Annotated in this window: 19 protein-coding genes and 1 pseudogene; 6 read left to right on the top strand and 14 right to left on the bottom strand. The window is 61.4% G+C overall.

Annotated features, from left to right (window positions below; translation table 11 throughout):
- A pseudogene (locus BM063_RS17730) lies at positions 1–542 on the top strand (ISNCY family transposase); the annotation flags it as partial.
- 212 nt (positions 543–754) lie between these two features.
- Here BM063_RS17730 and BM063_RS13955 read toward each other — a convergent pair.
- Positions 755–1345 (bottom strand): non-canonical purine NTP pyrophosphatase, encoded by a 591-nt coding sequence (locus tag BM063_RS13955; protein ID WP_177199174.1) that lies wholly within the window; start codon positions 1343–1345, stop codon positions 755–757.
- Positions 1346–1815: 470 nt separating this feature from the next.
- Between BM063_RS13955 and BM063_RS13950 the strand changes: the two genes are divergently transcribed.
- Complete coding sequence (locus BM063_RS13950) at positions 1816–2898, top strand: quinone-dependent dihydroorotate dehydrogenase (protein WP_092040270.1); 1083 nt, start codon at positions 1816–1818, stop codon at positions 2896–2898.
- A gap of 88 nt (positions 2899–2986) precedes the next feature.
- On the opposite strand, the gene BM063_RS13945 is transcribed toward BM063_RS13950, so the two are convergent.
- Both BM063_RS13945 and BM063_RS13935 read right to left on the bottom strand, forming a co-directional pair.
- The gene (locus tag BM063_RS13945; protein WP_177199173.1) at positions 2987–6535 is read right to left on the bottom strand and encodes an efflux RND transporter permease subunit; all 3549 of its coding nucleotides are present in this window, start codon (positions 6533–6535) and stop codon (positions 2987–2989) included.
- Between the two features lie 325 nt (positions 6536–6860).
- Positions 6861–7343 (bottom strand): GbsR/MarR family transcriptional regulator, encoded by a 483-nt coding sequence (locus tag BM063_RS13935; RefSeq protein WP_092040259.1) that lies wholly within the window; start codon positions 7341–7343, stop codon positions 6861–6863.
- Between the two features lie 240 nt (positions 7344–7583).
- Between BM063_RS13935 and namA the strand changes: the two genes are divergently transcribed.
- From namA to BM063_RS13915, 4 genes are all read left to right on the top strand, one after another.
- Entirely contained in the window at positions 7584–8606 is a 1023-nt protein-coding gene (gene namA, locus BM063_RS13930) for an NADPH dehydrogenase NamA (protein ID WP_092040255.1), read from the top strand.
- A gap of 174 nt (positions 8607–8780) precedes the next feature.
- Positions 8781–9461 carry an MBL fold metallo-hydrolase gene (locus BM063_RS13925; RefSeq protein WP_245752284.1) on the top strand — a complete coding sequence of 227 codons (681 nt, stop codon included), beginning with the start codon at positions 8781–8783 and terminating at the stop codon, positions 9459–9461.
- A gap of 13 nt (positions 9462–9474) precedes the next feature.
- A complete protein-coding gene (locus BM063_RS13920; protein WP_092040249.1) occupies positions 9475–10137 on the top strand; it encodes a TetR/AcrR family transcriptional regulator in 663 nt (220 codons plus the stop codon).
- Entirely contained in the window at positions 10134–11186 is a 1053-nt protein-coding gene (locus tag BM063_RS13915; protein WP_092040246.1) for a DNA polymerase IV, read from the top strand. Before BM063_RS13920 ends, BM063_RS13915 begins: the two co-directional genes overlap by 4 nt.
- 547 nt (positions 11187–11733) lie before the next feature.
- On the opposite strand, the gene BM063_RS13905 is transcribed toward BM063_RS13915, so the two are convergent.
- The 11 genes from BM063_RS13905 to uvrA form a co-directional block, all read right to left on the bottom strand.
- Positions 11734–12261, bottom strand: coding sequence for an acyltransferase (locus BM063_RS13905; protein ID WP_092040241.1), 528 nt, complete (start codon positions 12259–12261; stop codon positions 11734–11736).
- A gap of 2 nt (positions 12262–12263) precedes the next feature.
- Complete coding sequence (gene ppaX / locus BM063_RS17725) at positions 12264–12923, bottom strand: pyrophosphatase PpaX (RefSeq protein WP_177199172.1); 660 nt, start codon at positions 12921–12923, stop codon at positions 12264–12266.
- Entirely contained in the window at positions 12920–13867 is a 948-nt protein-coding gene (locus BM063_RS13895; RefSeq protein WP_092040238.1) for a nucleoside recognition domain-containing protein, read from the bottom strand. Before BM063_RS13895 ends, ppaX begins: the two co-directional genes overlap by 4 nt.
- Positions 13864–14769, bottom strand: a complete 906-nt coding sequence (gene lgt / locus BM063_RS13890; RefSeq protein WP_143085367.1) for a prolipoprotein diacylglyceryl transferase — start codon at positions 14767–14769, stop codon at positions 13864–13866. The genes BM063_RS13895 and lgt overlap by 4 nt, the downstream gene beginning before the upstream one ends.
- Before the next feature lie 491 nt (positions 14770–15260).
- A complete protein-coding gene (gene hprK, locus BM063_RS13885; protein ID WP_092040236.1) occupies positions 15261–16220 on the bottom strand; it encodes an HPr(Ser) kinase/phosphatase in 960 nt (319 codons plus the stop codon).
- 41 nt (positions 16221–16261) lie between these two features.
- Positions 16262–17371 (bottom strand): ABC transporter ATP-binding protein, encoded by a 1110-nt coding sequence (locus BM063_RS13880; RefSeq protein ID WP_092040233.1) that lies wholly within the window; start codon positions 17369–17371, stop codon positions 16262–16264.
- Between the two features lie 121 nt (positions 17372–17492).
- The gene (locus BM063_RS13875; protein ID WP_092040229.1) at positions 17493–18491 is read right to left on the bottom strand and encodes a PucR family transcriptional regulator; all 999 of its coding nucleotides are present in this window, start codon (positions 18489–18491) and stop codon (positions 17493–17495) included.
- Positions 18492–18688: 197 nt separating this feature from the next.
- Complete coding sequence (locus tag BM063_RS13870) at positions 18689–20245, bottom strand: gamma-glutamyltransferase family protein (protein ID WP_092040289.1); 1557 nt, start codon at positions 20243–20245, stop codon at positions 18689–18691.
- Positions 20246–20313: 68 nt separating this feature from the next.
- On the bottom strand, positions 20314–20661 hold the full coding sequence (locus tag BM063_RS13865; RefSeq protein ID WP_092040225.1) for a phage holin family protein: 348 nt from the start codon (positions 20659–20661) through the stop codon (positions 20314–20316).
- 20 nt (positions 20662–20681) lie between these two features.
- Positions 20682–21077, bottom strand: coding sequence for a DUF302 domain-containing protein (locus tag BM063_RS13860; protein WP_092040221.1), 396 nt, complete (start codon positions 21075–21077; stop codon positions 20682–20684).
- A 723-nt stretch (positions 21078–21800) separates the two neighbouring features.
- Entirely contained in the window at positions 21801–24680 is a 2880-nt protein-coding gene (gene uvrA, locus BM063_RS13855; RefSeq protein ID WP_092040217.1) for an excinuclease ABC subunit UvrA, read from the bottom strand.

Raw genomic sequence — 24680 nt, 5'->3', positions numbered from 1 at the left:
AGCGATGCTTCCAGACGACACAGGACCGCTGGATCATTGAGCTCCGTTTACGAAAGGTCGGCTCCGTCGACGAAGGAAACGAGGTTCTGCCCGAGTTGATCGAAAAACACAATCGGCTGTTCGCCGTGGAACCGGCTGAAAAAGAATCTGCCTTCGTCCCTTACACCCACCCCCGCGCCCTGAAGCACATCCTTTGCTACCGGGGGGTATACCGGAAAGTGGGTTCGGGTCAAACGATCTCGTACCAAGGACACACGTACAAGATCGTATCCGACCGCATCCTTCCGCTCAAAACGGAGGTGGAGGTTCGCCAGACCCTGGACGGTTCGGTGTGCATCGAGCATAGCGGGGAGATCCTGTTCGTCAAGCGGGTGGAAAAACCGGTTCGAAAGCCTGCTTCGAAGCCGGAAAAAGAAAAGGCAGGCGTTACGAAACCTCGTAAGCCTGCTCCCAATCACCCATGGCGCAAAGCCTGGGTAACACCAAAATCCAACTCCATGATACCTCAAAATCAAGGTCATGGCCAGTCGTCATCGGGTTAGCAGGCTGAAGGCAGGAATCTTTGATCCCGGATTCATACCACCTCCTTCCCATCCTTGTCGGTCACTTTCACTCCCGCTCGGGATGGGAAGGGTTAAGGTGACAGAATCACGGACGTTTTATGGTGACATTTTCACTGACGCTTGACATCCCTTTTCCCGGCGAGGAGAAACCTGTCAGAAAATCGACGGAAATCCGAAGCGGCTCCGCCGTTCTAGTCCGCAGGCTCCCCGTCATTCCGACCCGTCCGTTCCTTCAGCCAGGCCGCCAGCTGCTCCAGCGCCTTTCTCCGGTAAGAGTGCTCAAGACGCTTTTCCGGCGACAGCTCCGACAAGACCCGCTCCTCCCCCTCGGGAACAAAGACCGGGTTGAAGGGGAAGCCCGGTTCCGGCCGGAGGCGTTCCGGGTCCGCCTCGATGATGCTGCCGTGGGTCCTGCCGGTGAAACAGCGAACCTTCCCGTCCCACAGGACGGCGACCGTTCCCTCCAGCCAGGCCTGGCGCGACTCGCCCGACAGCAGTTTCATAAAACCCCGGTATCCGATCTGATCGAAAATCCTTTTGGTCAACACGCCGGGAAAGCCCGGGTATGCCTTCAGAAAAAGCCCGGCATCGTCCACCATCACCCGGTTCAATCCCGTTCGCCTCACCTGGCGCAACTTTTCGAGACAAACGTCCTCAATCCCGCCCTCCACCGGTTCCACCAGTGCGAGGGAATGATGGACCACTTCGATGCCCAGGGGAGAGAGGACGGTCCTCGCTTCCTCCAACTTTCCGACATTTTCCGTGACAAAACGAAGTTTCACCGTTTTCCCTCCATTCTTCATCCATTATACTTAAAACTGAAGTATGGACCGCTTCCGGAGGAGAATGGATCATGGAAAACTGGAGCACATTCTTTTTTCTGGCGGGACTTTTTTTGGAATGTCTGGGAATCTGGTTGTTTCTGAGAAAAAAAGATGCGTTTTTTGAACCGATCATCCTGGGTTTCCTTTGCTTTCTGGTGGGATTTCTCGCATAAACCGGCCGGATGGCGGTCCACCGGCCGCCGATCCATTTCCCAATCACCATCGATGCCTTTTTTGACGGGTTTCCCGGATCCTCGTGAGAGCGTCAACCTTCCCGGGCGAACGCATCCCACGGCGGAGACGGGAAACATGTTATTATGGTAGAAGGTTGCCAAATCTCTTCTTGAAGTGATCCCGCATTTGCACCGGAATAAAACGGGAGGATTCTCATCATAAATAGAACGAATGAACAGAAGGGAAGAGACATCTTGTATTCCTTATGGCGACGTCTCCTGTTTCGATACGATCCCGAGCGGGCGCACGAATGGGCGGTCCGGGGGCTGGAGTCCCTTCAATCCTTCCCCGCGCTTCTGTCTCTGTCCCGCAAATTCTACGCGGTGGAAAACCCGGCCCTGGAAGTTTCTCTTTGGGGGCTGTCCTTTCCCAATCCGGTGGGACTGGCCGCCGGCTTCGACAAAAACGCCACGGTTTATCCGGCCCTTTCCGCCTTCGGCTTCGGACACATCGAGGTGGGGACGATCACCCCGCTGCCGCAGCCGGGCAACCGCAAGCCCCGCCTGTTCCGGCTGCCCCGGGAAGAAGCCCTCATCAACCGGATGGGTTTCAACAACCGCGGAGCCCGTCAGGCGATGGAGCATTTCACCCGTCTCCCCCGGCCCCGCCTGCCCATCGGCATCAACATCGGAAAAAACCGCAACACTCCCAACGAACAAGCTTTTCAGGACTATCGGTGCAGTCTCCGCGCCCTGTACCGCCACGGCGATTATTTCGTCATCAACATCAGTTCTCCCAACACGGAGGGGCTCCGGGACCTGCATCGGCCGGAGGCGCTGAAGCCGCTTCTGGAAGACATCCTCGGCGAGCGGGAAGTGCTGCGGGAGGAAACCGGGGAAATCCGCCCCCTCCTCCTCAAGATCTCGCCGGACCTGACCGATGAGGCCCTGGAGACGGCGGTGGATGTCTCCCTGGAGGCGGGGATCGACGGGTTTATCGCCACCAACACCACCCTTTCCCGGGAGGGGATCTCCTCCCCCCTCCGCGAAGAAGCGGGGGGACTCAGCGGCCGCCCCCTGGCGAAGCGATCCACCGAAGTGATTCGCCGCATCTTTCGGCACACCGACGGACGCGTCCCCATCATCGGAACGGGAGGCATCTTCACCGGAGAGGACGCCTACGAAAAAATCCGCGCGGGAGCCAGCCTCGTCCAGGTGTACACCGGGATGATCTACCGGGGACCTTCCATCGCCCGGAAAATCAACCGGGAACTGCTCCAGCTCCTGAAGCGGGACGGATTCAGTCACATCCGGCAGGCGGTGGGAAAGGACGCTTGAAACCTTTCGGGCCGGGCATGCCGCCGCCGGATACATCCTTCACACACAGGAAACGGCCGTTGACTTCGCGTCAACGGCCGTTTGTACGTCATGCCGACGAACCGGCGCGCTTTCCGATCACCCGCTCCTTCACTCCCGTAAGGATGCTGTACATGATCGGAACGATGAACAGGGTGAGGAACGTGGAGGACGTCAGCCCGCCGATCACCACCACCGCCAACCCCTGGGAGATCAGGCTTCCTTCACCGTAGCCCAGCCCCAGGGGAAGCAGGGCGAAAATGGTGGCGAAAGCGGTCATCAGGATCGGGCGCAGTCGGGTTCCTCCCGCCTCCAGCAGCGCGGAACGAACGTCCAGCCCCCGCGCCCGCTGCTGCTGCACCCGGTCAATCAACACGATGGCATTGGTGACCACGATCCCGATCAACATCAGCGCTCCGATCAGGGCGGAGACACTGATGGGCTGACCGGAGATCCACAATCCCACCAGTCCCCCGATCACCGCGTACGGCAGGGAGAACATGATGGTGAAGGGAGCGGTGGCTTCGCCGAAGGCGATGATCATCACCAGATAGACCGCCAGCACGGCCACCACCATGGCCACGCCCAGCTGGGCGAAGCTCTTGTCCATCTCCTCGGTCTCTCCGCTGAGGTTTACCGAGATGCCGGAGGGCAGGTCCATCTCGCCGATGATCTGCCGCACCTCCCGGGAGACGGCGCCGGAATCGGAGATGGTGATGTCCCCGGTGACGGTGGCGTAGGGCTGGCCGTTTTCCTTCTGGATCGTCACCGGCCCCTTCACCTTTTTCACCTCGGCCACGTCCCCGAGCCGGACCAGATCCCCGGTGGGGCCCATGATCCGGATATCCTTCAGCTTCTTCACGGAATCGAGATCCTTCCGCTCCAGCCCCAGCTTGATCTCCTGCACCTGGGAACCGTTTTCCAGCTCCGTCACGGTGTCCGCCTCAAACAGGCCCCGGATCGACATGGCCACCTGGGCGGCGGACAATCCTTCCTTGGCCGCCTTCTTCTGGTCGACTTCGATATTCACCAGTTCCTTCTGCTCGCTCAGGTTGTTGGTCACGTTGGCCAGGCTGTCCATCTTCTCCATCCGTTCCGTAAGCTCCTCGGCCACCTTGCGGATGTCCTTTATCCGGTCCCCCTTCACCACGGCGACAATTTCGCCGCTGGTGGGGATCATGCTGTTCACCTCATGCACGTTCAATTCCGCGTCTCCCCTGATCCGCTCCATGTCGTCGCGGACGCGCTTCACGAAGGCGTCCATCTTCGTATCGGGGTCCAGGCTGACAAACGTGTTGACGCGGTTGGTGCTGCCGATCGAACCGTCCCCCGCCAGCTGCCCGCGCAGGTTCCCCACGGTGGTGGACACGACGCGGACCTCGGGATAGGTCTTCAACTGGTCTTCAATCTCCTTCGCCTTCTCGTTGGTCACCTCCAGCGCCGTGCCGGAGGGCATCTTCACCTCGATCCGGATCGCCTTGTCCTTATCCGCCGGCAAAAAGCTGGTTCCCACCACCGGAATGAGGAGCAGGCTGGCCAACAGTATCACCGTGGAGAGCAACAGGACCGTTTTCCGGTGATCCAGCGCCCAGGACAAGGCCTGCCGGTAAACCCGGGCCAATCGGCTCTCCCGGTGTTCCGTCTTCAGCTTTTTTCCGTTCAAAAGGGTCAATTTGGCGAGCAGCGGCACCACCGTCACCGCCACCACCAGCGAGCTGAGCAGGGCGATCACGACGGTGACGGCGAAGGGAACGAAAACTTTTCCGACGATCCCGCTCACCATTCCCAGAGGAACGAACACGGCCACCGTCGTCATCGTCGAAGAGGCGATCGCCGAACCCACTTCCTTGGTGGCGTACTGGATCAGGGAGACCCCCCGCTCCCGGGTCTTGGAGAAGTGGCGGTAAATGTTCTCGATCACGACGATGCTGTCATCCACCACCCGGCCGATGGCCACGGCAAGGCCGCCCAGGGTCATGATGTTGAGGGTGATGTCCGCTTGATTTAGCAGCATCAACGTGGTGAGCACCGAAAGCGGAATGGACACGATGGCGATCAGGGTGGTGCGCAGATTGCGCAGGAACACCAGAATCACCAGGGAGGCGAACAGGGCGCCCAGCAACCCTTCCCGCACCATCGTCATGATGGAATCCTTCACGGCCCGGGACTGATCGTGCAGGAGGGTGGTCTCGATCTCCGGATGCTTCCTCTTCAGTTCGTCCAGTTTGGCTTTAACCCCGTCGACCGCTTCGACCACATTCCCGTCCGGCGCCTGGACTACCTCAATGTTGACCGAGGGCTTGCCGTTGGTCCGGGTGATCAGGGTGTTCCCTTCCGACGTCTCCTTGACCTCGGCAATATCGGACAGTTTGATCGTCCGGATCTTCTGCTCCCCGGCGGAGGACGGTTTCGTCATCTTCTGGCCGGTCGCCTTGGGCGGCTGAAGGCCGGAGGGGAGTTGGGCGTTCTTCCCGCCCGTTCCCTTCGGTTGGGGCATCTGCTTTTGAATCTGTCTGATCCGGTTGTCGATTTCCTTGAGCCCCTTTTCCTCCGCTTGAATCTTGGCCTTCAACATCGCCACTTCGCGGGCCGCTTCCCCGTCGGCGGGATTTTCCCGGAGCCGCTGTTCCGCATCGTTCAGGGCGATGCGATCCCCGAGAAGCTGGGCCTGCAACTGCTGTGCCGACTGCAGCAGCTGCACCTGGGCCTGCACCAGTCCCACTCCCTGGCCCACCTGGCCCAATCCCTGGCCGAGCTGACCCACCGCTTCACCGAGTCCGCCCACGGCCTGCCCCAAACCGCCGACGGCCTGCCCCAATCCTTCCATTCCCTGTCCGATCTGCTCAAAGGCTTGCTTCATCCCCGCCTGGGCGTCGGGGTAGACCGTCAGGCGCATGTTCCGCAGGTCCTCGACGGAGGTGATTTTCCGGTCGACGCGCACCGGCATATCCAGCCGGTCCACGCGCAAATCCCCCACCGGGATGGAAACGTTGTTCCCCTGGAGCGCCTGCTGCACCTGCTGGGAGGTCAGATTGTACTTTTTCAGTTTGTCCGGCTTGAGCCGAACCACCACGGCCTTGGGACCCTGCCCCTTGACGTCGACCCGTCCGACGCCGGCGACCGATTTCAAGGCCGGCTCCACTTCTTCCTTCACCCATTTTTCCAGTTCCTCCGGCTTCTTATCTTTGCTGTACAGGCTGACGATCATCATGGGGAAGGTGTCAAAGCCGAAGCGGTTGAAGGTGGTGTCCATCGCTTCGTCGGGAAGCTGGAGCCGGCTCACCGCCTCTTCCATCTCTCGCTGAATCTTGTCCAAATCGGCATCGAAATCAAATTCCACCACCACGACCGAGGTGCTGTCCGCCGAGATGGACTGGACCTTTTTCGCCCCCTTTGTGCCCATGAGCGCCTGCTCGATGGGCTGGGTCACCTTTTCGTCCACGTCCTCCGGCGACGCTCCGGGATAGGGAGTGATCGCGACGATCACCGGAAAAGAGATGTCCGGCATCGCCTCCATCTTCATCTGTCCCGCCGAATACACCCCGCCGAGGGTGACGAGGAGGATCAGGATGAGTACGGCGGCCACATTTTTCAGGGAAAAGCGGGTCAACCAGCTCAAAACGGAATTCCTCCTTGTCCGAAGATCATGTATCCGTGCACGGATCCGATGAAAGGTGCGTCCTTGCAATCCGAAGGCATAAGCCCGGGCTCGAGGTTTTCTGAAGGCGCCCGAATCCTCCGGCGTCCGATGCACCCGGAACTTTTACGGGGCCGATTCGGAAAACGTCACGGGGAGGCGCACCGGAAAAGGAAAGATCGGCTCCGGACGTCCGGCATGTCCGTATCGCCCGAAAGCGGCGGACACTCCCGGGGCGTCCATTCCGGCCGGCCGCCGCGGGTCCTTCGCCGAACTTTCCGTCGCATTCCGGAAATCCGCCTTGCCCTCAAAGGGATTTTTTCCTTTTCTCCCATTCTTCATCAAGTCCGTCCAGCCGCTCAAGGCAAAGATCATGCAGCGCCTTCATTTCCACCAGGCGCCGTTTGGCCGTCTCAAAAGCCGCCCTCTCTTCCTCGGGATAGTCGGTAGGAAAATCCGCGAGAAGGTCTTCCAAAAACGATGAGATATGGCGCAGCGCCGCCAGACTGATCCGGATCGAGACCAGGCCGGCATCCTCCGCCAACTGATAGAAGTCCCTCCGATCTCCCAGGCGGGAGACCTTTTCGCACAGGCCGAGCCTCTCCAAGGCGCGGATGCGCACGCTGACCGCCGCCTTGGTCACTCCCAGCTCGTCGGCCATTTCCTGCAAGCCGAGCGGCTTTTCGGAGAACAGGAGCAGAGAAAACAAATGCCCGTTCAGCGGACTGTTCCCGCTCCACTTGAAGGAGCGGGCGATCTCTTCGCCGAGCCGGTTCTTGATATCCTCCAAATCGCGGGAGATTGTCCTTCACCCTTTCAGAGTTATTAACGTTAACAAGGTTAAAAATATCATTAACGATGTTGATTATAAAAAACCGCCCTTTTCCGTGTCAACAGGCTTCCGGGCGAAAGGATGCCCTTGCGATTGATGGAGCGATCCGATTGGAGTACAATGCTTTTACAGAGGGAAAAATTCCCGGCAGCAGGATTTGCGCGCCGTCAACACGACACCGCAAACGGAGGTAGAACCATGTCCCTCATCTTCGAACCCTACACCCACAAAAACGTAACCCTTTCGAACCGAATCGTCATGTCCCCGATGTGCATGTATTCGGCGACCCGGGAAGGAGAGGTGACCGACTGGCACATCGTCCACTACGGAACGAGGGCCGTCGGCAGGGTCGGACTGATTATGCTGGAAGCCACCGCCGTGGAAAGCCGCGGGCGGATCAGCGACCGCGATCTCGGAATCTGGAATGACCGCCATGTGGACGGCCTGAAAAAAATCGTCGATTTCGCCCACGGTCAAGGGGTGAAAATCGGGATCCAGCTGGCCCACGCAGGGCGAAAGGCGGAGCTGGACGAGCCGATCATCGCCCCCAGCGCCATCCCCTTCGACGAGCGGAGCAAGATGCCGCAGGAGATGAGCAAAGCCCAGATCGAGGAAGTGATCCGGGCTTTCCGGGAAGGGGCGCGCCGGGCGGACGCGGCCGGCTTCGACGTGGTGGAAATTCACGCGGCCCACGGATACCTCCTCCACGAGTTTCTCTCCCCCATCGCCAACCGGAGGGAGGACGAGTACGGCGGCTCCCTCGCCAACCGCTTCCGGTTGCTGAAGGAGGTGGTCCGGGCGGTTCGGGAAGTGTGGACGGCGGATCGCCCCCTGTACGTGCGCATCTCCGCCGTCGATCATGACGAGAGAGGGCTCACCCTGGAAGACAGTGTGGAAATCGCCCGCCTGCTGAAGGAAGAGGGCGTCGACCTGATCGACGTCTCCTCCGGCGGCATGGTTCCGAAGCCCCCGGCCCGGGTGTACCCCGGCTATCAGGTTCGCTATTCGGAAACCATCCGGAAAGAGGTGGAGATTCCCACCGGCTGCGTCGGAATCATCACCACCCCGGAGCAGGCGGAGGAAATCCTCGGAAACGGGCGCGCCGACCTCGTCTTCCTGGGAAGGGAACTCCTCCGCAATCCCTACTGGGTGATCGACGCCGCCCGCCGGCGCGGCCTTTCCTTTGACGGGGCCCGGCAATACGAGCGGGCGTATCGATAAAGACACCCGATGGCCAAATCGCTTTCTTTCGACGGGTCGTCGCCGCAGGCGGCGGCCCTTTGATTTCACCAAACGAGGGGATGGGGGGAAAATGGTGTTTGCAAAAACTAATGATATTAGTTAATATAAAGCTAATATCATTAGTTAAAGGGGATATGCCCGTGCGAATCATCCGTGAAGTTCCTGCCCCGCGTCTTTCCCGTCAACTGTTACCTGGTGGAGGAAGAGGACGGTTTGACACTGGTTGACGCGGCGCTTTCCCGCAGCGCCAAGGGGATTTTGCGGGCGGCCGGCGCGATCGGGAAACCGATCGTCCGGATCGTTCTGACCCATGCCCATTCCGATCACACAGGCGCCCTTGACGCCCTCAAACAGGCGCTCCCCGATGTTCCCGTCTTCATCTCGAAACGGGATTCGCGTCTTTTAGCCGGAGATCTCTCCCCGGATCCGGGGGAACCGGCTTCCCCGATCCGCGGCAGCGTCCCCAAAAAGCTGAAGACGCGGGCGGACATTCTCCTCCGGGAGGAAGACCGGATCGGAACGCTCCTCGCCTTGTCCGCACCGGGCCATACGCCGGGTTCGATGGCCTTTCTCGACACGGGAAGCGGCGCCCTGATCGCCGGGGATGCCTTTCAGACGAAGGGCGGGATCGCGGTGGCCGGACAGCTGCGTCCGGGGTTTCCCTTTCCCGCCTTGGCCACCTGGCATCAGCGGACCGCGCTGGAAAGCGCGAAGAAACTTGGGAAACACCGCCCTTCTTTGCTCGCCCCAGGTCACGGACCCATGCTGAAACAACCGGGAGACAGCATCGAGCGCGCCCTTGCCGAGGCTGAACGCAAGCTTGAGCGGCAATGAAGGAGGTTCGGAAATGTCCCCTCGCATCGGCCTCGACTTGCCCGCCGTCCTGCGAGCGGCCGCCGAATTGGCCGACCAACGAGGCTTTGATTCGGTCACACTGGCTTCCCTTTCCAGAAAGCTGAGCATACGTCCCCCCTCCCTGTACAATCACGTGGACGGGCTCGGGGATCTTCGGAAAAAACTGGCCGTTTACGGACTCCGTCAGCTTCACGACGCCCTGTCCCGCGCGGCCTTGGGCTGGTCCGGTGACGACGCGGTGCGGGCGCTGGGGGAGGCTTACATAACCTTCGCCCGACGCCGTCCCGGTTTGTACGAAGCGACCCTTCGCGCCCCCGATCCGAAGGACCCGGAGGTCCAACGGGCCGGAAAGGAGATCACCGACCTGGTCGTGCGGGTGTTGAGCGCCTACGGTCTGGAAAAGGAAGCGGCCCTTCACACCGTGCGCGGTCTGCGCAGCCTGCTGCACGGCTTCGCTTCCCTGGAACAAAAGGGGGGGTTTGGCCTTCCCCTGAACCCCGACCAAAGTCTTCGCCTGATGATCGACACGTTCCTTGCGGGAATCCGCGGGATGAAACGGCACGGTCATCCGGCGGAACCGTCGGTTGCATCTCCCCCGTTTTCATCCCATAATCAGGGTGGGAAGGAAGGTTTGGGCGAAGGTGAATCGCGGTGAAGAAGATCATTCATCTGGATCTCGACGCCTTTTTCGCCAGCGTGGAACAGCTGGATAATCCAGCGTTGCGGGGAAAACCGGTGATCGTCGGCGGCACGGGAAAGCGCGGCGTGGTGTCCACCTGCAGTTACGAAGCCCGCGCCTTTGGCGTGCGGTCGGCCATGCCCATGGCGATGGCCCGCAAGTTGTGCCCCCACGGGATTTTTTTGCCGGTGCGGCATGAACGGTACCGGGAAAAATCCCGGGAAGTCCGCCGCATCTTCACCCGGTACAGCGACATCGTGGAAACCGTGGGGTTGGATGAAGCCTATCTGGACGTCTCCCATTATCCCGACGCCGTGCCGGTCGCCCGGGAACTGAAAGAAAGGGTCCGGGCCGAAACGGGACTCACCTGCAGCATCGGCCTTTCCTACAACAAATCGATGGCCAAGATTGCCAGCGATTTGAAAAAGCCGAATGCCTTCGTGATCATTCGGCCGGAGCAGGCTTTGCACATTTTGAAGGATCTGCCAATCGGGGCGCTGCACGGAATCGGAAAAAAATCCCAGGAACGACTGAAACAAATGGGCATCCACACGGTCCGCGATTTCTGGCGATTGCCCCTGGAAAAAGTGGTCCGGATGTTCGGCAAGTCCGGCTACGATCTGTACTACCGGGCCCGGGGAAAAGACGATCGGGAAATCGTTCCCAACCGCCCGCGCAAATCCCACTCCCGCGAGACCACCCTGCCCGAAAACCTGTATGACCGGGAATCGGTGGCCCGGGTCGCGAGGCGTTTGCTGGAGAAAGTGCGGAATCAGCTGTCGGATGAAGAGTCCCCGCGCACCCTGACGCTGAAAATCAAATACGCCGATTTCACCGTCCATTCCAAACAGCGGACGGTCCGCGAACCTTTCCCCGACTGGTCGAAGATCCTGGAGGAATTGCTGGACGCCTTCGACTACTCCCCCGGCATCCGCCTGGTCGGGGTGGGTTTTTCCAATTTTGCAAAGCGGTCGGAACCGGCGTATGAACAGCTCTCGCTCCCCCTGGGGGATGAATGGGTTTGACGGCCCGTCCCCCCCCGTTGCGGAAGCCCTCCCCGCAGCCCCTCTTATCCCGCCAACCGGCGGAGGAGACAAACTGCCGGTCCGCCTGGCGCCCTTCCCTCTGCAACCCCGCTTTCCAGAACCCGATCCCCCCTGCCATCAGCAAGTGGCCGAAAAAGAAAAAAGGGAGGGATGTCCTTCCACCCTGCCGCAGGCGCGCGATGGGCGCTTTCGGCGACAGCCGGGTCGTGCCGGGTTTTAAGCCGATATCCGCCGGCCCGCGCAGGCATGCCCGAGAGGAAGAAGGCAGAGCCGGTACCCCCATTGACCGCCTGATTCCCCGCAGTCCGTCGCTTCCCAAAAAAGCCCGTGGGAAAACCACGGAGCTTTCCCATCATAGAAAGTCCCCTCCGCAAATCGCCCTGGGGCGGAGCACTGAAGGGAAGAAGCATTAAACGGACTTCCGCCGATATCGCGCAGCGGGCCGCCCGACGGGCCCCTGCCGAGTACCGGGCCCGGCCCCCTGACGGAAAAGAGGCCTGATCCCCATAGCGACTACCGACAGGCCCTAGGCGTTTCGCTCCTTTTCCCCGCCGCCTTTCCCCCGCTTCTCCTCCCCCCGCCGGATCACCCGGATCGGGTTTCCGGCCACAAAGGCGCCGGGAGGGACGTCGCGGTTGACGACGGACCCGGCCCCGATCACCGCCCGGTCGCCGATCACCACCCCGGGAAGGACCGTGGTGTTGGCCCCGATCATCACCTGGTCGCCGATCACCACATCCCCCAGCCGGTATTCATCAATCAGATACTCGTGGGCCAGCAGGGTGGTGTTGTAGCCGATGATGCAATCGCGGCCGATGCGGATCCGCTCGGGAAACATCACATCGATCATGGCCATCATCCCGAAGGCGGTCTTCTCCCCGACCTTCATCCCCAAGAAGGTGCGGTACATCCAGTTCTTCAGGCCGAGGAAGGGCGTGTAGCGGGCGATGTGAATCACGAGGGCGTTTTTCAGCACCTTCCAAAAAGAGACGGTCCGGTACACCTGCCAGAGGGAATTGCTCCCCTCGACGGGAAAACGTTCCGTTCGCCGCATGGTCATCCGCCTCCGGATTCCGCACCGATTTCCACGATGTTTACAAGATCCTCCATCTTCTCCAACACATACTCGGGGGAAAGGGAGAGGAGCTCATCCCTGCCGTGCCAGCTCCAGGCCACCGCCGCCGCATCCACGCCGGCCCGGCGGGCCGCCAGCAGATCGAAACGGCTGTCTCCCACCATCAGGGTCCGGTCGGGATCGGCCCCCACCGCTTCCATCGCCCGGAGGATCGGGTCCGGATGGGGCTTGGGCCGCCCGGCCTCCCCGTAGCAGACGACGGTCTTCATCCATTTGTCCAGCCCGAACAGGGAAAGTCCCTTTTCCACCGTGATCCGCTGCTTGTTGGAAACCACCCCCAGGGCAACCCCCGCCCGGTGCAGTTTCTCCAGCACCTCGGGAACCCCCGGAAACAGCTTGACCCAGTCGTCATGACAGGCCAGGTTGTGTTCCCGGTAGGTTTGCACCATCTCCTCCCACTTTTCGGGATCCAACCTGCGCATCGTGTCATGCAAAGGCTCCCCCAGGCAGGAGAGGATCTCTTCCCGGCTGAATTTCCCCGGACAGTGCCTGCTCAGGGTGTACTCGTAGGAGGCAAGAATCAGGTCGTTGGTGTCGATCAGGGTCCCGTCCAGGTCGAAAAGAACGGTTTCGTATCTCACACGTGATCCCCCCGGACGGAAACGGCGGCCCCGCGGTCCTTCGGCCACAGCCAGGCCACCGTGACGGTGAGAAGAACCGCCGCCCCCAGCCGGATCAGCAGGAGGGCGAAGACGTTGACGCCGAGGGGAACGAACAGGAGGGTGTCCTCCACCACCGCGTGGCAGGCCGCGAGGAAGAGAATGATCAGCGTCATCTCCCGGCGGGTAAACCGCTGCTCCCTCGCCTGCTGGATGATGACGCCCGCCCCCATCGCCAGGCCGAACAGAAGACCGCCGGCCATGGTGACGGCTCCCCGGGGATCCATTCCCAGGGGACGCATCAGGGGCCGCATCCAGCCGGCGAAGCGGTCCAACACCTGAATGTCCTTGAGCACCTGGATACCGATCATGAGGGGGATCACCACCAGCGCCAGCTGAAGGGCGCCCGTCAGGGCCGTCTTGAGGGCGATCAGAACAGTTTCCACCCATCCCGCCGGCTCTTCCTCAGCGGCGCCCACCCATCCGAAGGACGCCCGTTCCCCGCCGCCGCTCCACAGGGTGTGAATCAACAGGGCCGAGATCACCGCCAGTCCGATACGGACCGAGGCCACCAGGAAGGGATTGAGCCCCACCCGGCGGCAGAGGGCGGTTTCCACCAGCAGGTTGTGGGAGAAGCTGAGCATCACCGCCAGGATCAGAACCTGTTTCACCGTCAGATCCATCGTCAAAATGGCCCCGATGGCGGCGTACAGGTTGAGCAGATTGCCCAGGGCGAGGGGAACCGCCGCCTCCCCCGGCAATCCGATCCACCCCATCAAGGGGGCAAGCCCCTTCACCATCCATTCGATCACGGGGGTGTACTTCAACACGCTGACCACCAGGGTGACGGGCAGGATCACCTTGGTCAGCTCCCAGGTTGTCTCCAGACCGGATCGCCAACCGGCGCGCCAATCGATCTTCCTCATCCCGACACCCTTTCTTCGGACTCCAGATAGGACTGGCGGGCGTATCCCAGGCCCCTGCGCAACAGGATCAGGAAGATTCCCGCCAAGGCCAGACAGAGGCTGACCAGCTGGGCGATCCGAACGTTACCGCCGGAAAGCGCCCCCGGTTCGAAGAGGAGACCCATCGGTGCCCAAAGGGCCTCCAGCAGCCCCGCCAGCCATTCCGGTCCCTGGAAGGTAAGGCTGTCCGTGCGCAGCCCCTCGATGAAAAAGCGCCCCAGGGAATACCAGATGAGATAAGTAAACAGGATCTCTCCCCGCTTCGGGTTGACCCGCCGCAGGAGCAGAAGCAGCAGGAACCCCGTCAGATTCCAAAGGGATTCGTACAGGAAAGTGGGATGATAATACACACCGTTTATGTACATTTGTTCAATGATCCAATCCGGCAAGTGAAGGCTTTTCAAAAATTCCAGGCTGACCGGTCCCCCGTGGGCCTCCTGGTTGATGAAATTGCCCCAGCGGCCGATCGCCTGCCCCAAAATGATGCTGGGCGCCACGATGTCCGCCGTGAGGAGAAAAGGCATCCCCCGCTTCCGGAGGAAAAAGTAGCCCGCGAGAAAGGCGCCGGTCAATCCGCCGTGGATGGCCAAACCGCCCTTCCATACGGCGATGATGTCCTCCGGGTTTTGGGAATAGTAATCCCACTCGAAAAGGACGTAGTACAGCCGCGCCCCGAGAATCGCCGCGGGGATCACCCAAACCACCATGTCGAGGAACAAATCGCTGTCCAGCCCGTGCCTTTTTCCCTCCCGAACGGCCAGGTACAGCCCGATCAACGCCGCCGACCCGAGAATGATTCCGTACCAGTGAATCTTTATCGGTCCCAGGGACAGGGCAACCGGATCGATCACCTGTGCAAACATCCGATGGCGCTCCCTTCAAAGATAGGTTCAACGACCCCTGTTCTTTTCCCATTGTAACCTAGATCATACCAAAAAAGAATGCGGACGTCCCCCATAAACCCCTTCAAGGCCCTCCCGCTTGCACTCTCCAAATGAAAAAGAATCCTTCCGACGCGGTTTCCACGTGCCGGCCCAATTCGCACCGGAGAAAGGGGAGAAGGAATCTTCCGAAAACATCACCGACTTTCCCGGCGGCATTGACAACAAAAGCCGCTGTCCCGCATCGCTCCCTGCCGGAGCGTGAAAACGGCCGCGCGCAGACACGGCAATGAGGCAAAGCTCCCGCAGGATGCCCCCCGTTCATTGCAGTTGATCCGGCGGACATCCGGGCGGGGGATCCGATTGATCGGAAGAAAGCCCGCGCCGCACCGGGGAGCGCGATCCGAAAAAAAGGGATCCACTAGAGGGGAAGGGGCCGGAAAAGCCGGTTCCGGGCGGGGGCGCCGGGCTCCTCAATCCAGTTCCTCGGCTTCGTCGATCGCCTCGTTCAGCCTCTGGGCGAAGCGCCGGGCGGCGTTGTAACCCATTTTTTTCAGCCGAAAGTTCATCGCCGCCACTTCGATGATTACCGCCAGGTTGCGGCCCGGCCGGACCGGAATGGTGAGCTGGGGCAGCTCGGTCCCGATGATGCGGATGCGCTCTTCGTCCAGACCGAGGCGGTCATACTGGCGGTCTTCCTGCCAGGCTTCCAGGCGGATGGCCAGGGAAATCTTCTTGTAGTCCCGGACCGCGCCGGCCCCGAACAGGGTCATCACGTCGATGATGCCCAACCCCCGGATCTCCAGGAGATGCCGAATCAGCTCCGGCGCGTGGCCGACCAGGGTCTCTTCTTCCGTCTGGATGATTTCCACGGCGTCATCGGCGACGAGCCGATGGCCCCGCTTGATCAGCTCCAGGGCGGTTTCGCTCTTTCCGATCCCGCTGGCCCCCATGAGGAGCACGCCGACTCCGTACACATCGACGAGCACGCCGTGCAAGGTGGTCTTGGGCGCCAAGCGCTTCTCCAAATAATTGGTCACCTTGCTGCCGAACTTGGTCGTCGACAGGGAAGTGCGCAAGACGGGAATCCCCTTTTCCTTCGCCGCATCGCTGAGCTCCTTCGGAACCTGCTGATTCCGGGTGATGCAGAAACAGGGGGTGCGGTCGTCGCAAAGGCGGCGGGCCCGTTCCCTGCGGATCGGCTCCGGCAACCCGTCGATGAAGGTGAGCTCCGTCCTCCCCAGCAATTGAAGCCGCTCGGCGGGATAATAGGTGAAAAAACCGGCCAGCTCCAGCCCCGGCCGATACAGATCGCTCGTCTGGACGGTTCGCCCGAGCCCTTCCCACCCGGTCAATATTTCCAAATCAAATTGCTGCACCAGCTCCTGTACGGTCACCTCATTTCCCACGCTTTCACCCCCTCTTCCGTTCATAAAGGCAAAAGGGCCGCCGGCTGCGCCGGCCGCCCCCCATTTTACAACACCGCTACTTCCGTTTCTTTGTCAAAAACATGGCATTTATTCATGTCCAGGGCCAATTTGACCTGGGCGCCGGGACCGTATTGGGTGCGGGTGTTCACCCGGGCGGTCAGCCATTTTTCACCGATGCCGCTGAGGTAGAGATACATCTCCGAACCCATGTGCTCCGCAACCTCCACTTTGGCCTCCACCGCGCTGTCCGGCGACGCTTCCAGGAAGACCGGCTCGTCGTGAATGTTTTCCGGACGGATCCCGAAGACCACCTCTTTGCCCACATAGCCCTTGTCCCGAAGGGTTTTCGCCTTGCCGTCGGGAATTTTCACTTTAAGTCCCTTCGTCTGGAAGTAGACGTTCCCCTCTTCTTCCGACAGGGAACCCTCGATGAAGTTCATGGCCGGGGAACCGATGAAACCGGCGACAAACATGTTGGCGGGATGTTCGTAGATTTCCGTCGGCGTGGCCGCCTGCTGGATCACCCCGTCCTTCATCACCACGATCCGGTCCCCCATGGTCATCGCTTCCGTCTGGTCGTGGGTCACGTAGATGACCGTCGTCTCCAACCGCTGATGCAGCTTGCTGATCTCCGTCCGCATCTGGACGCGCAGCTTGGCATCCAGGTTGGACAGGGGCTCGTCCATCAGGAACACCTGGGGCTCCCGAACGATCGCCCGGCCCAGGGCCACCCGCTGCCGCTGTCCTCCGGACAGGGCCTTCGGCTTGCGGTCCAGGAGGTGTTCAATGTCCAGGATCCGCGCCGCCTCCCGCACCCGTTTTTCGATTTCGTCTTTTTTGAATTTGCGCAATTTAAGCCCGAAGGCCATGTTGTCGTACACATTCATGTGCGGATACAGGGCGTAGCTCTGAAACACCATGGCGATGTCCCGATCCTTGGGCGGCACGTCGTTCACCAAGCGATCCCCGATGTAGATCTCTCCCTCGCTGATCTCCTCCAGCCCGGCGATCATCCGGAGCGTGGTGGATTTCCCGCAGCCGGAGGGGCCGACCAGGACGAGAAATTCCTTGTCTTCAATATCCAGGTGAAAATCCTTTACCGCAGTCACATCCCCGAACCGTTTGTACACATGATTCAACCGAACCCTTGCCAAGCGTTCTTCCCCCTTTGGTCAGCGTGTTCAGTTTCATTCTAGCGGAAATCTCCTGAAAAAAACCATGTGGGGATGCACAAAAAAAGAGGGGGACGGTTTGGGCAATCTGCACAAATCCCCTTTACCGTTCTCCCCTGGCGCTCAACAGCAGGGCCAGATACATCGCCACCGCGTCTTCAAACCGCCGGGCATCCAGCCCGGTTTCCTGCTTGAGCCGGTCCAGCCGGTAGACGAGGGTGTTGCGATGGACGTGCAGGCGGCGGGCGGCCTCGCTCACATTGCCGTCCAGGCGGAAAAAGATCTCCAGTGTCCGCCGCCATTCGCCCTCCTCCCAGAAGGGCGCCGGCGAAAGATCCCTCAAAAAGTTCTCCGCCTCTTCCCGGCCGATCTGATCGAGAAGGCGCTCCAGCCGGAACTGCCAGGTTCCGTGAACCGATCGCTCCGGATAAAAGGTCCTGCCCAACCGGACCGCTTCGCGAAGGGAGGAGAGTGCGCCGGGCAATTGGCGGGGGGAATCCACCGGAGGATGGACCACCACCCGGACCCGTTCCCCCGCTTCGCTGGTGACGACATCGGCCAGTCCCTCGGCGGCCCCGAGCAGCACCTCCTGCCACGGTTCTCCCCCGTCGGCCTCCACCATCGTCCAGGGAACGAGGAGCAGCAATGCCTCCGGATCCATCGGAAGAATCCATGTTTTCCCTTCAAAATACCGGACGAGGATGCGCCGGATCTCCCCCGAGCCCTGCCCCTGGACCGCCCCGCGGTGAACCACGAAAAAGGGAACGCGCCGGTCCCAGGGAAGCCGCTCGACATCGGGAGGCGGATCCGATGGACAGTCCCCCCCGGCGGAATCCTTCAACCAGCGGATGAGAGGGGTCATCTCTCCTGCGGCTTCCCCTTTTCGCCGCTCCCATTCGGCGAGCAGAAGCCGGACGAGGGAAACCTCCCGGGAGGAAAGGTTGCCCTCCACTTCCAACCAGACCGTCTCTTTCTCCCCCTCACCGCGGCGAAGGGGAAAACGCGCGCCCTTTCCCCGCCCGTTCCGCCCCTCCCGGAGGCGGGCGGGAAGGCCGAGGGCGCGGCTGAGTTTGCGGACAAGGCGTTGCAAATCCGGATCCATCGCTGTCCCGTCCTTTGCGGCCGATATGATGGAAACCCTGACGCGAAAAAACCGCGTGGAAGTCCCCGGCGGATCGCCGGAGAAAAAAACTCCGCCGGGAATGCGGCGGCCTTGGTCACTCCACTTCTCGCTTTGCCGCCAAAAAACGCTTCAACGTTTCTCCGCCCTTGGATGAAGGAGGGCGCCCCTTCCCGCCGCTAATAAGCCGCCAATCCGCCGTCGGCGCGGGGTTCCGTGCCGCCGACCAGCGCGTCTTTGATTCGCCAGATGATCTGCCCGCGGCCGAAGGAGGAGGAATCGGCGAGAACCCGAATCTCGTGCCCCCTTCGGACCAGGGCTTCGACGATGTGGACGGGAAAGAGCTGCTCCACCAGCACCTCCCGTCCCTTCACCCATTGCCAGCGCGGGGCGTCCAGGGCGGCCTGGGGATTCAGGCGGCGATCGACGGTGTTGACGATCACCTGGAGATGGCCCTGGGGCTGCATAAAGCCGCCCATGACGCCGAAGGGGCCGACGGCCCGCCCATCCCGGGTCAAAAAGCCGGGGATAATCGTGTGGTAGGGGCGTTTGCCCGGCTCCAAGCAATTGGGGTGATCGGGGTCCAGGGTGAAATTGCATCCCCGGTTGTGCAGGCTGATGCCCGTCCCCGGGACGACCAGACCGGAACCGAACCCCATGTAGTTGCTTTGGATGAAAGAGACCATGTTTCCCTCGCCGTCCGCCGCGGCCAGATAGACGGTGCCGCCCCGCGGCGGACTTCCCGGAAGGGGATCGGCGGCGCGCTTCCCGATCTGTTTCCTCCGTTCGTCGGCGTAGGCGTCGGAAAGCAGCTCCCGAACCGGCACCTCCCTGAAGCGGGGGTCGGCGATCCACCGCTTCCCGTCGGCAAAGGCCAGCTTGATCGCCTCGATCTGCCGGTGAACGGACTCCACGCCGAATTCGTCGGGATCAAATCCCTTCAGCAGGTTGAGGGCCATCAGGGTGATGAGCCCCTGGCCGTTGGGCGGAAGCTCCCACACCTCATATCCCCGGTAGTTCACCTTGATCGGCGTCACCCATTCCGGGGCGTAGGCGGCCAGGTCCTCCGCGCGCAAAAAACCGCCGTGCTTGCGGGAAAAATGGTCGATCCGCTCCGCCAGTTCCCCCCGGTAAAAGGCCTCGGCCCGGGTTTCGGCGATGGCCTGCAGCGTTTTCGCGTGATCCGGCGAACGCCACCGCTGTCCGATCTCCGGGGCGTCTCCCCCCGGGGCAAAGGTGTCAAACCAGGGGGCGAACAGATCCCCGTCGAGACCGCGATACACCTCCACCGCTTGTTTCCAGTGCTTACCCAACACCGGCGTGAGGGGAAAACCCTCCTCCGCGTAGCGGATCGCCGGTGCCAGCACCTCCGTCAGGGGAAGCCGCCCGAAGCGATCCGAACAGGCGGCCCAGGCGGCCGGAGCTCCGGGCACGGTCACCGGGAGCCAGCCGTATCGGGGCATCTCCGCGTGGCCCGCTCGTTTTACGGCATCGGCAGAGATTTTCTTCGGCGCCGGACCGCTGGCGTTCAGCCCGTACAATTTCCCTCGAGACCAGATGAGGGCGAAGGCATCCCCGCCGATCCCGTTGGAAGTGGGCTCCAAAACGGTCAGGCTGGCGGCGGTGGCGATGGCCGCGTCGACGGCGTTTCCGCCTTTTCTCAGCACCTCCAGTCCGGCCTGGGCGGCCAGGGGATGAGAGGTGGCCACCATTCCCCCGAAGGCGTAAACGGCCATCCGGCGGGACGGATGCGGATAATACAGGGGATCAAACGGCAACACCGGCTCCGCCCCTTGCGTTTTGGTCACTTCCGCACTCCCTCCCAGATTCCGTTCAGCACCCAGGAGATGATGCTGACGATGATCGCTCCAAAGAAGGCGCTGAGAAATCCGCTTATTTCAAATCCGGAGACGAGGGCGCCCACCAGCCAGAACAGCAGGGCGTTGATGACCAAAATGAACAGCCCCAGCGTCAGAAAGGAGATGGGCAGAGTGAAGAAAACCAGCACCGGACGGATAAAGGTGTTGACAATCCCCAGGATCAGCGCGGCCAACAGGGCGGTTCCGAATCCCTTCACCTCGATCCCGGGGACCAGCTGGGCGGCCAGGAAGACCGCCAGCCCGTTCAAGAGCAACTTGACAATCAGGCCCATCCTATCGCCCCCTTCAGCCCTCAGGCTCCCTTCAACCCATCCAGCACTTCCACGAGGGCAGCCTCCACCTCTTCGGCGATCCCCTTCAGTTGTTCATCGCCGGTAAGGCCGAAGAGAACGGTCAGGCGCGCCATGCCGATCCGGGTTTTCCCGGTTTCGCGGTCCTTGTACACGACCACCCTGCAGGGAAGGAAATAGCCCCCCTTCTGGTTCCGGGTCAACACCTTCTTGGGAATCTCTGGGTTGCACACCTCGAGGACGCGATACTCCTGGTCCAAGTGAATCCCCTTCTCCAGCAGCTTGACGGGAATGTCCAACTTCCACAGCACGCCGAATTTGCGCTGAGCCAATGCCTCTTCCAGCGAACGCACGGCCTCATCCACCGTCAGTCCGGTTTCTACGGTGTAGTCAAACATCCAGTGACCCTCCTCGATCGCTGTTGACATCTTTATTGTATATCAAAAAGCCGCGGGAGTCCTTCCCGCGGTGCCAAGCACTTCTGCAGGCGCAAAAAGGCGGAATTTCGCACCCGTTGACGCGGAAAAGGAGGGAAGTGGGCCCCACCGCTCAACCATGGCTTGTTAGCTGCAACGCGGCCGGTCATCCCGAACGCGTGCCCAACGCGAATTTGACCATAACCGGCGAATTTCCGCCTGCCGTCCGACCGTCAAGCCCGATCGAAAGGCGTCACCCTGCAGGAGTTCATCGCCTTCGGCACGTTCAAAGGAATCCGGCCATCCACCGCTTTCTCCAAGGCTTCATCGGTCAGGCCCGGCAAGGCTCCCGCTCGGGATCGTATCGAAACAGGAAACATCGCCACATACGCGGAACCAAACGCTCGAGCGATCCATGCTCCGGCATGAGATGCCCCATTTTTCCACTGTCTGATCGGTTGCCCCCTTTGAAGGAAAACCGCCGGGCCACAGGGCGGCGGATGAATCCTTCTTGATGGGACCCAACCGGGGATTCCGCGAAACGAGGCGCCTACGGGCGGCTCTAGGCCCCCGCAGGCTCCGTCGAAAAAGATCCGGCGGGCGACCGGAGGAAAAATCGGAAAAATCGCCGAGGTCCGCGGATGCCACAAGCCCGCCCTCACGGCAGGTGCGACAGCCGACAGCAAAAGAAAACCCCGCCGTCCGTCAGGACGACGAGGCCAATTGCTCCTCCAATTCGCGGATTTGCCGCTCCATCCGCTTCCGGTCGCGCTCCAGGATCGGGCCGAGGAAGCGCCCCGTGTGGGAGGCCTTCACCCCGGCGACTTCCTCCGGCGTTCCCTCCGCGACGATGGTGCCGCCGGCGTCTCCCCCCTCCGGTCCGAGATCGATGATGTAATCGGCGGTCTTGATCACATCCAGGTTGTGCTCGATCACCAGGACCGTGTCGCCGTTTTCCACCAGCTGCTGCAACACATCCAGCAGGCGGGCAATGTCATCGATGTGCAGGCCGGTGGTCGGTTCGTCCAGGATGTAGAGGGTGCGGCCGTTGCTCCGCTTGTAAAGCTCCGAGGCCAGTTTCACCCGCTGGGCCTCCCCGCCGGACAGGGTGGTGGCCGGTTGACCCAGCTGGATGTACCCGAGACCCACGTCGTACAGGGTTTGCAGTTTTCGCTTGATGCGGGGGATGTTCTTGAAAAAGTCGAGGGCCTCCTCCACCGTCATCTCCAAAATGTCGGAGATGTTTTTCCCCTTGTACTTGATTTCCAGGGTTTCCCGGTTGTACCGCTTGCCCTTGCACACTTCACAGGGCACGTAAACATCGGGGAGGAAATGCATCTCGATCTTGATGATCCCGTCGCCGCGGCAGGCCTCGCAGCGGCCGCCCTTTACGTTGAAGCTGAAGCGCCCCTTCTTGTAACCGCGCACCTTGGCTTCGGGAGTGGAAGCGAAAACCTCCCGGATATCGTCGAAGACGCCGGTGTAGGTGGCCGGGTTGGACCGGGGGGTGCGGCCGATGGGCGATTGATCGATGTTGATCACCTTGTCCAGGTGTTCGATCCCCGCAATGTCGTCGTGATCGCCGGGAATCGTCTTCGCCTTGTTCAACCGGCGCGCCAGCGCCTTGAGGAGCACTTCGTTGACCAGGGTGCTTTTCCCCGAACCGGAGACGCCGGTGACGCAGACGAACAATCCCAGCGGAATGCGCACGTCGATGTTCTTCAGGTTGTTTTCCCGGGCTCCGCGCACCTCCAGCCACTTGTGGTTCGGCCGGCGCCGCTCCTCCGGCAGGGGGATGAATTTTTTCCCGCTCAGATATTGGCCGGTGAGGGAATCCGGGTTGGCCATCACCTCTTCGGGGGTGCCCGCGGCCACCACCCGGCCGCCGTGGGCGCCGGCCCCCGGTCCGATATCGATGATGTAGTCGGCGGCCAGCATCGTATCCTCGTCGTGCTCCACCACGATCAGGGTGTTTCCCAGGTCCCGCATCTGCTTCAGGGTGCGGATCAGCCGGTTGTTGTCCCGCTGATGAAGCCCGATGCTCGGCTCGTCCAGAATGTACAACACCCCCATCAGGCTGGAGCCGATCTGGGTCGCCAGGCGGATGCGCTGCGCCTCGCCCCCCGACAGGGTGCCCGCCGCCCGGTGAAGGGTGAGGTAGTCCAGTCCCACGTTGACCAGGAAGCCGAGGCGGTTTTTGATCTCCTTCAGCACCTGCCGGGCGATGGCTTCCTCCTTCTCGGTCAGCTTCAACCCGTCGAAAAAGGCCAGCGCCTCCCGCACCGACAAGCGGGTAACGTAATCGATGTTTTTCCCGCCCACATACACGTGAAGGCTTTCCCGGCGCAGCCGGGCGCCGCGGCAGGTTTGACAGGGCTTCTCCGTCATGTAGGATTCGATCATCTCCCGCACATGATCGGAACTGGTCTCCCGGTATCGCCGCGTCAGATTGGGCACCACGCCCTCGTAGCGGATGACGGTCTTCCGCAGGCCGCCGAAATCGCTCTCGTACTCGAAGGGGATCCGCTCCGGCGATCCGTACAGGAGCAGCTGCCGGGTCTCTTCGGGCAATTGGGCGAAGGGCGTGTCCCGATCGATGCCGAAATGGTCGCAGACCGCCTCCAACAATTGCTCGTAGTAGCTGCCGGGGGAGCCGGACCAGGGTTCGATCGCCCCCTCCCGGAGGGTTTTTCCCTTGTCGGGAACCACCAGATCGGGATCCACCTCCATCCGGCTTCCCAAGCCGTCGCAGGCGGGGCAGGCGCCGTAGGGGCTGTTGAAGGAAAACATCCGCGGGGAAAGCTCGTCGAGGCTGTAGCCGCACTCGGGGCAGGCCAGGTTCTGGCTGAACAGGAGCTCCTCCCCGCCCACCACGTCGACCAGCACCTGGCCTCCGGTCAGGTTGACCGCCGTCTCCAGGGAGTCCGCCAGGCGGGTTTCGATGCCCGGCTTCACCACGATCCGGTCGACCACCACTTCGATGGTGTGCTTTTTGTTCTTCTCCAGGCGGATCTCCTCGGTGAGCTCCCGCATTTCCCCGTCGACCCGGACGCGGACAAAACCCTCCCGGGCGATCTCCTTGAGCAGTTTCACGTGTTCCCCCTTGCGGCCCTTCACCACCGGGGCGAGGATCTGAATCTTCGTCCGCTCGGGCAGCTCCATGACGCGGTCCACCATCTGCTGCAGGGTTTGCGCCCGGATCTCGATGCCGTGCTCCGGGCAAACCGGACGACCGATCCGCGCAAACAGCAGCCGGAGATAGTCGTAAATCTCCGTCACGGTCCCCACGGTGGAGCGGGGGTTGCGGGAGGTGGTTTTCTGATCGATGGAGATGGCCGGAGAGAGCCCTTCAATCGAATCCACATCCGGTTTGTCCATCTGGCCGAGGAACTGACGGGCGTAGGCGGAGAGGGACTCCACATAGCGCCTCTGCCCCTCGGCGTAGATGGTGTCGAAGGCCAGCGACGACTTGCCGGATCCGGACAACCCCGTCAAAACGACCAACTTGTCCCGGGGAATGGTGACGTCGATCCCCTTCAGATTGTGCACCCGCGCGCCGCGAATGACGATATTTTCCCGTGCCAT

The sequence above is a fragment of the Planifilum fulgidum genome (assembly GCF_900113175.1).
Taxonomy (GTDB): Bacteria; Bacillota; Bacilli; order Thermoactinomycetales; family DSM-44946; genus Planifilum; species Planifilum fulgidum.
Note: the sequence above shows the minus strand (reverse complement) of the source record. Positions and strands in the feature narration are given on the sequence as shown.

Coding starts and splice junctions, on each gene's coding strand:
- namA (WP_092040255.1), top strand. CDS start 7,584: ATGTCCCTCATCTTCGAACCCTACACCCACAAAAACGTAACCCTTTCG.
- BM063_RS13920 (WP_092040249.1), top strand. CDS start 9,475: ATGTCCCCTCGCATCGGCCTCGACTTGCCCGCCGTCCTGCGAGCGGCC.
- BM063_RS13905 (WP_092040241.1), bottom strand. CDS start 12,261: ATGCGGCGAACGGAACGTTTTCCCGTCGAGGGGAGCAATTCCCTCTGG.
- BM063_RS13895 (WP_092040238.1), bottom strand. CDS start 13,867: ATGAGGAAGATCGATTGGCGCGCCGGTTGGCGATCCGGTCTGGAGACA.
- lgt (WP_143085367.1), bottom strand. CDS start 14,769: ATGTTTGCACAGGTGATCGATCCGGTTGCCCTGTCCCTGGGACCGATA.
- hprK (WP_092040236.1), bottom strand. CDS start 16,220: ATGAACGGAAGAGGGGGTGAAAGCGTGGGAAATGAGGTGACCGTACAG.
- BM063_RS13875 (WP_092040229.1), bottom strand. CDS start 18,491: ATGGATCCGGATTTGCAACGCCTTGTCCGCAAACTCAGCCGCGCCCTC.
- BM063_RS13870 (WP_092040289.1), bottom strand. CDS start 20,245: ATGGCCGTTTACGCCTTCGGGGGAATGGTGGCCACCTCTCATCCCCTG.
- BM063_RS13865 (WP_092040225.1), bottom strand. CDS start 20,661: ATGGGCCTGATTGTCAAGTTGCTCTTGAACGGGCTGGCGGTCTTCCTG.
- BM063_RS13860 (WP_092040221.1), bottom strand. CDS start 21,077: ATGTTTGACTACACCGTAGAAACCGGACTGACGGTGGATGAGGCCGTG.
- uvrA (WP_092040217.1), bottom strand. CDS start 24,680: ATGGCACGGGAAAATATCGTCATTCGCGGCGCGCGGGTGCACAATCTG.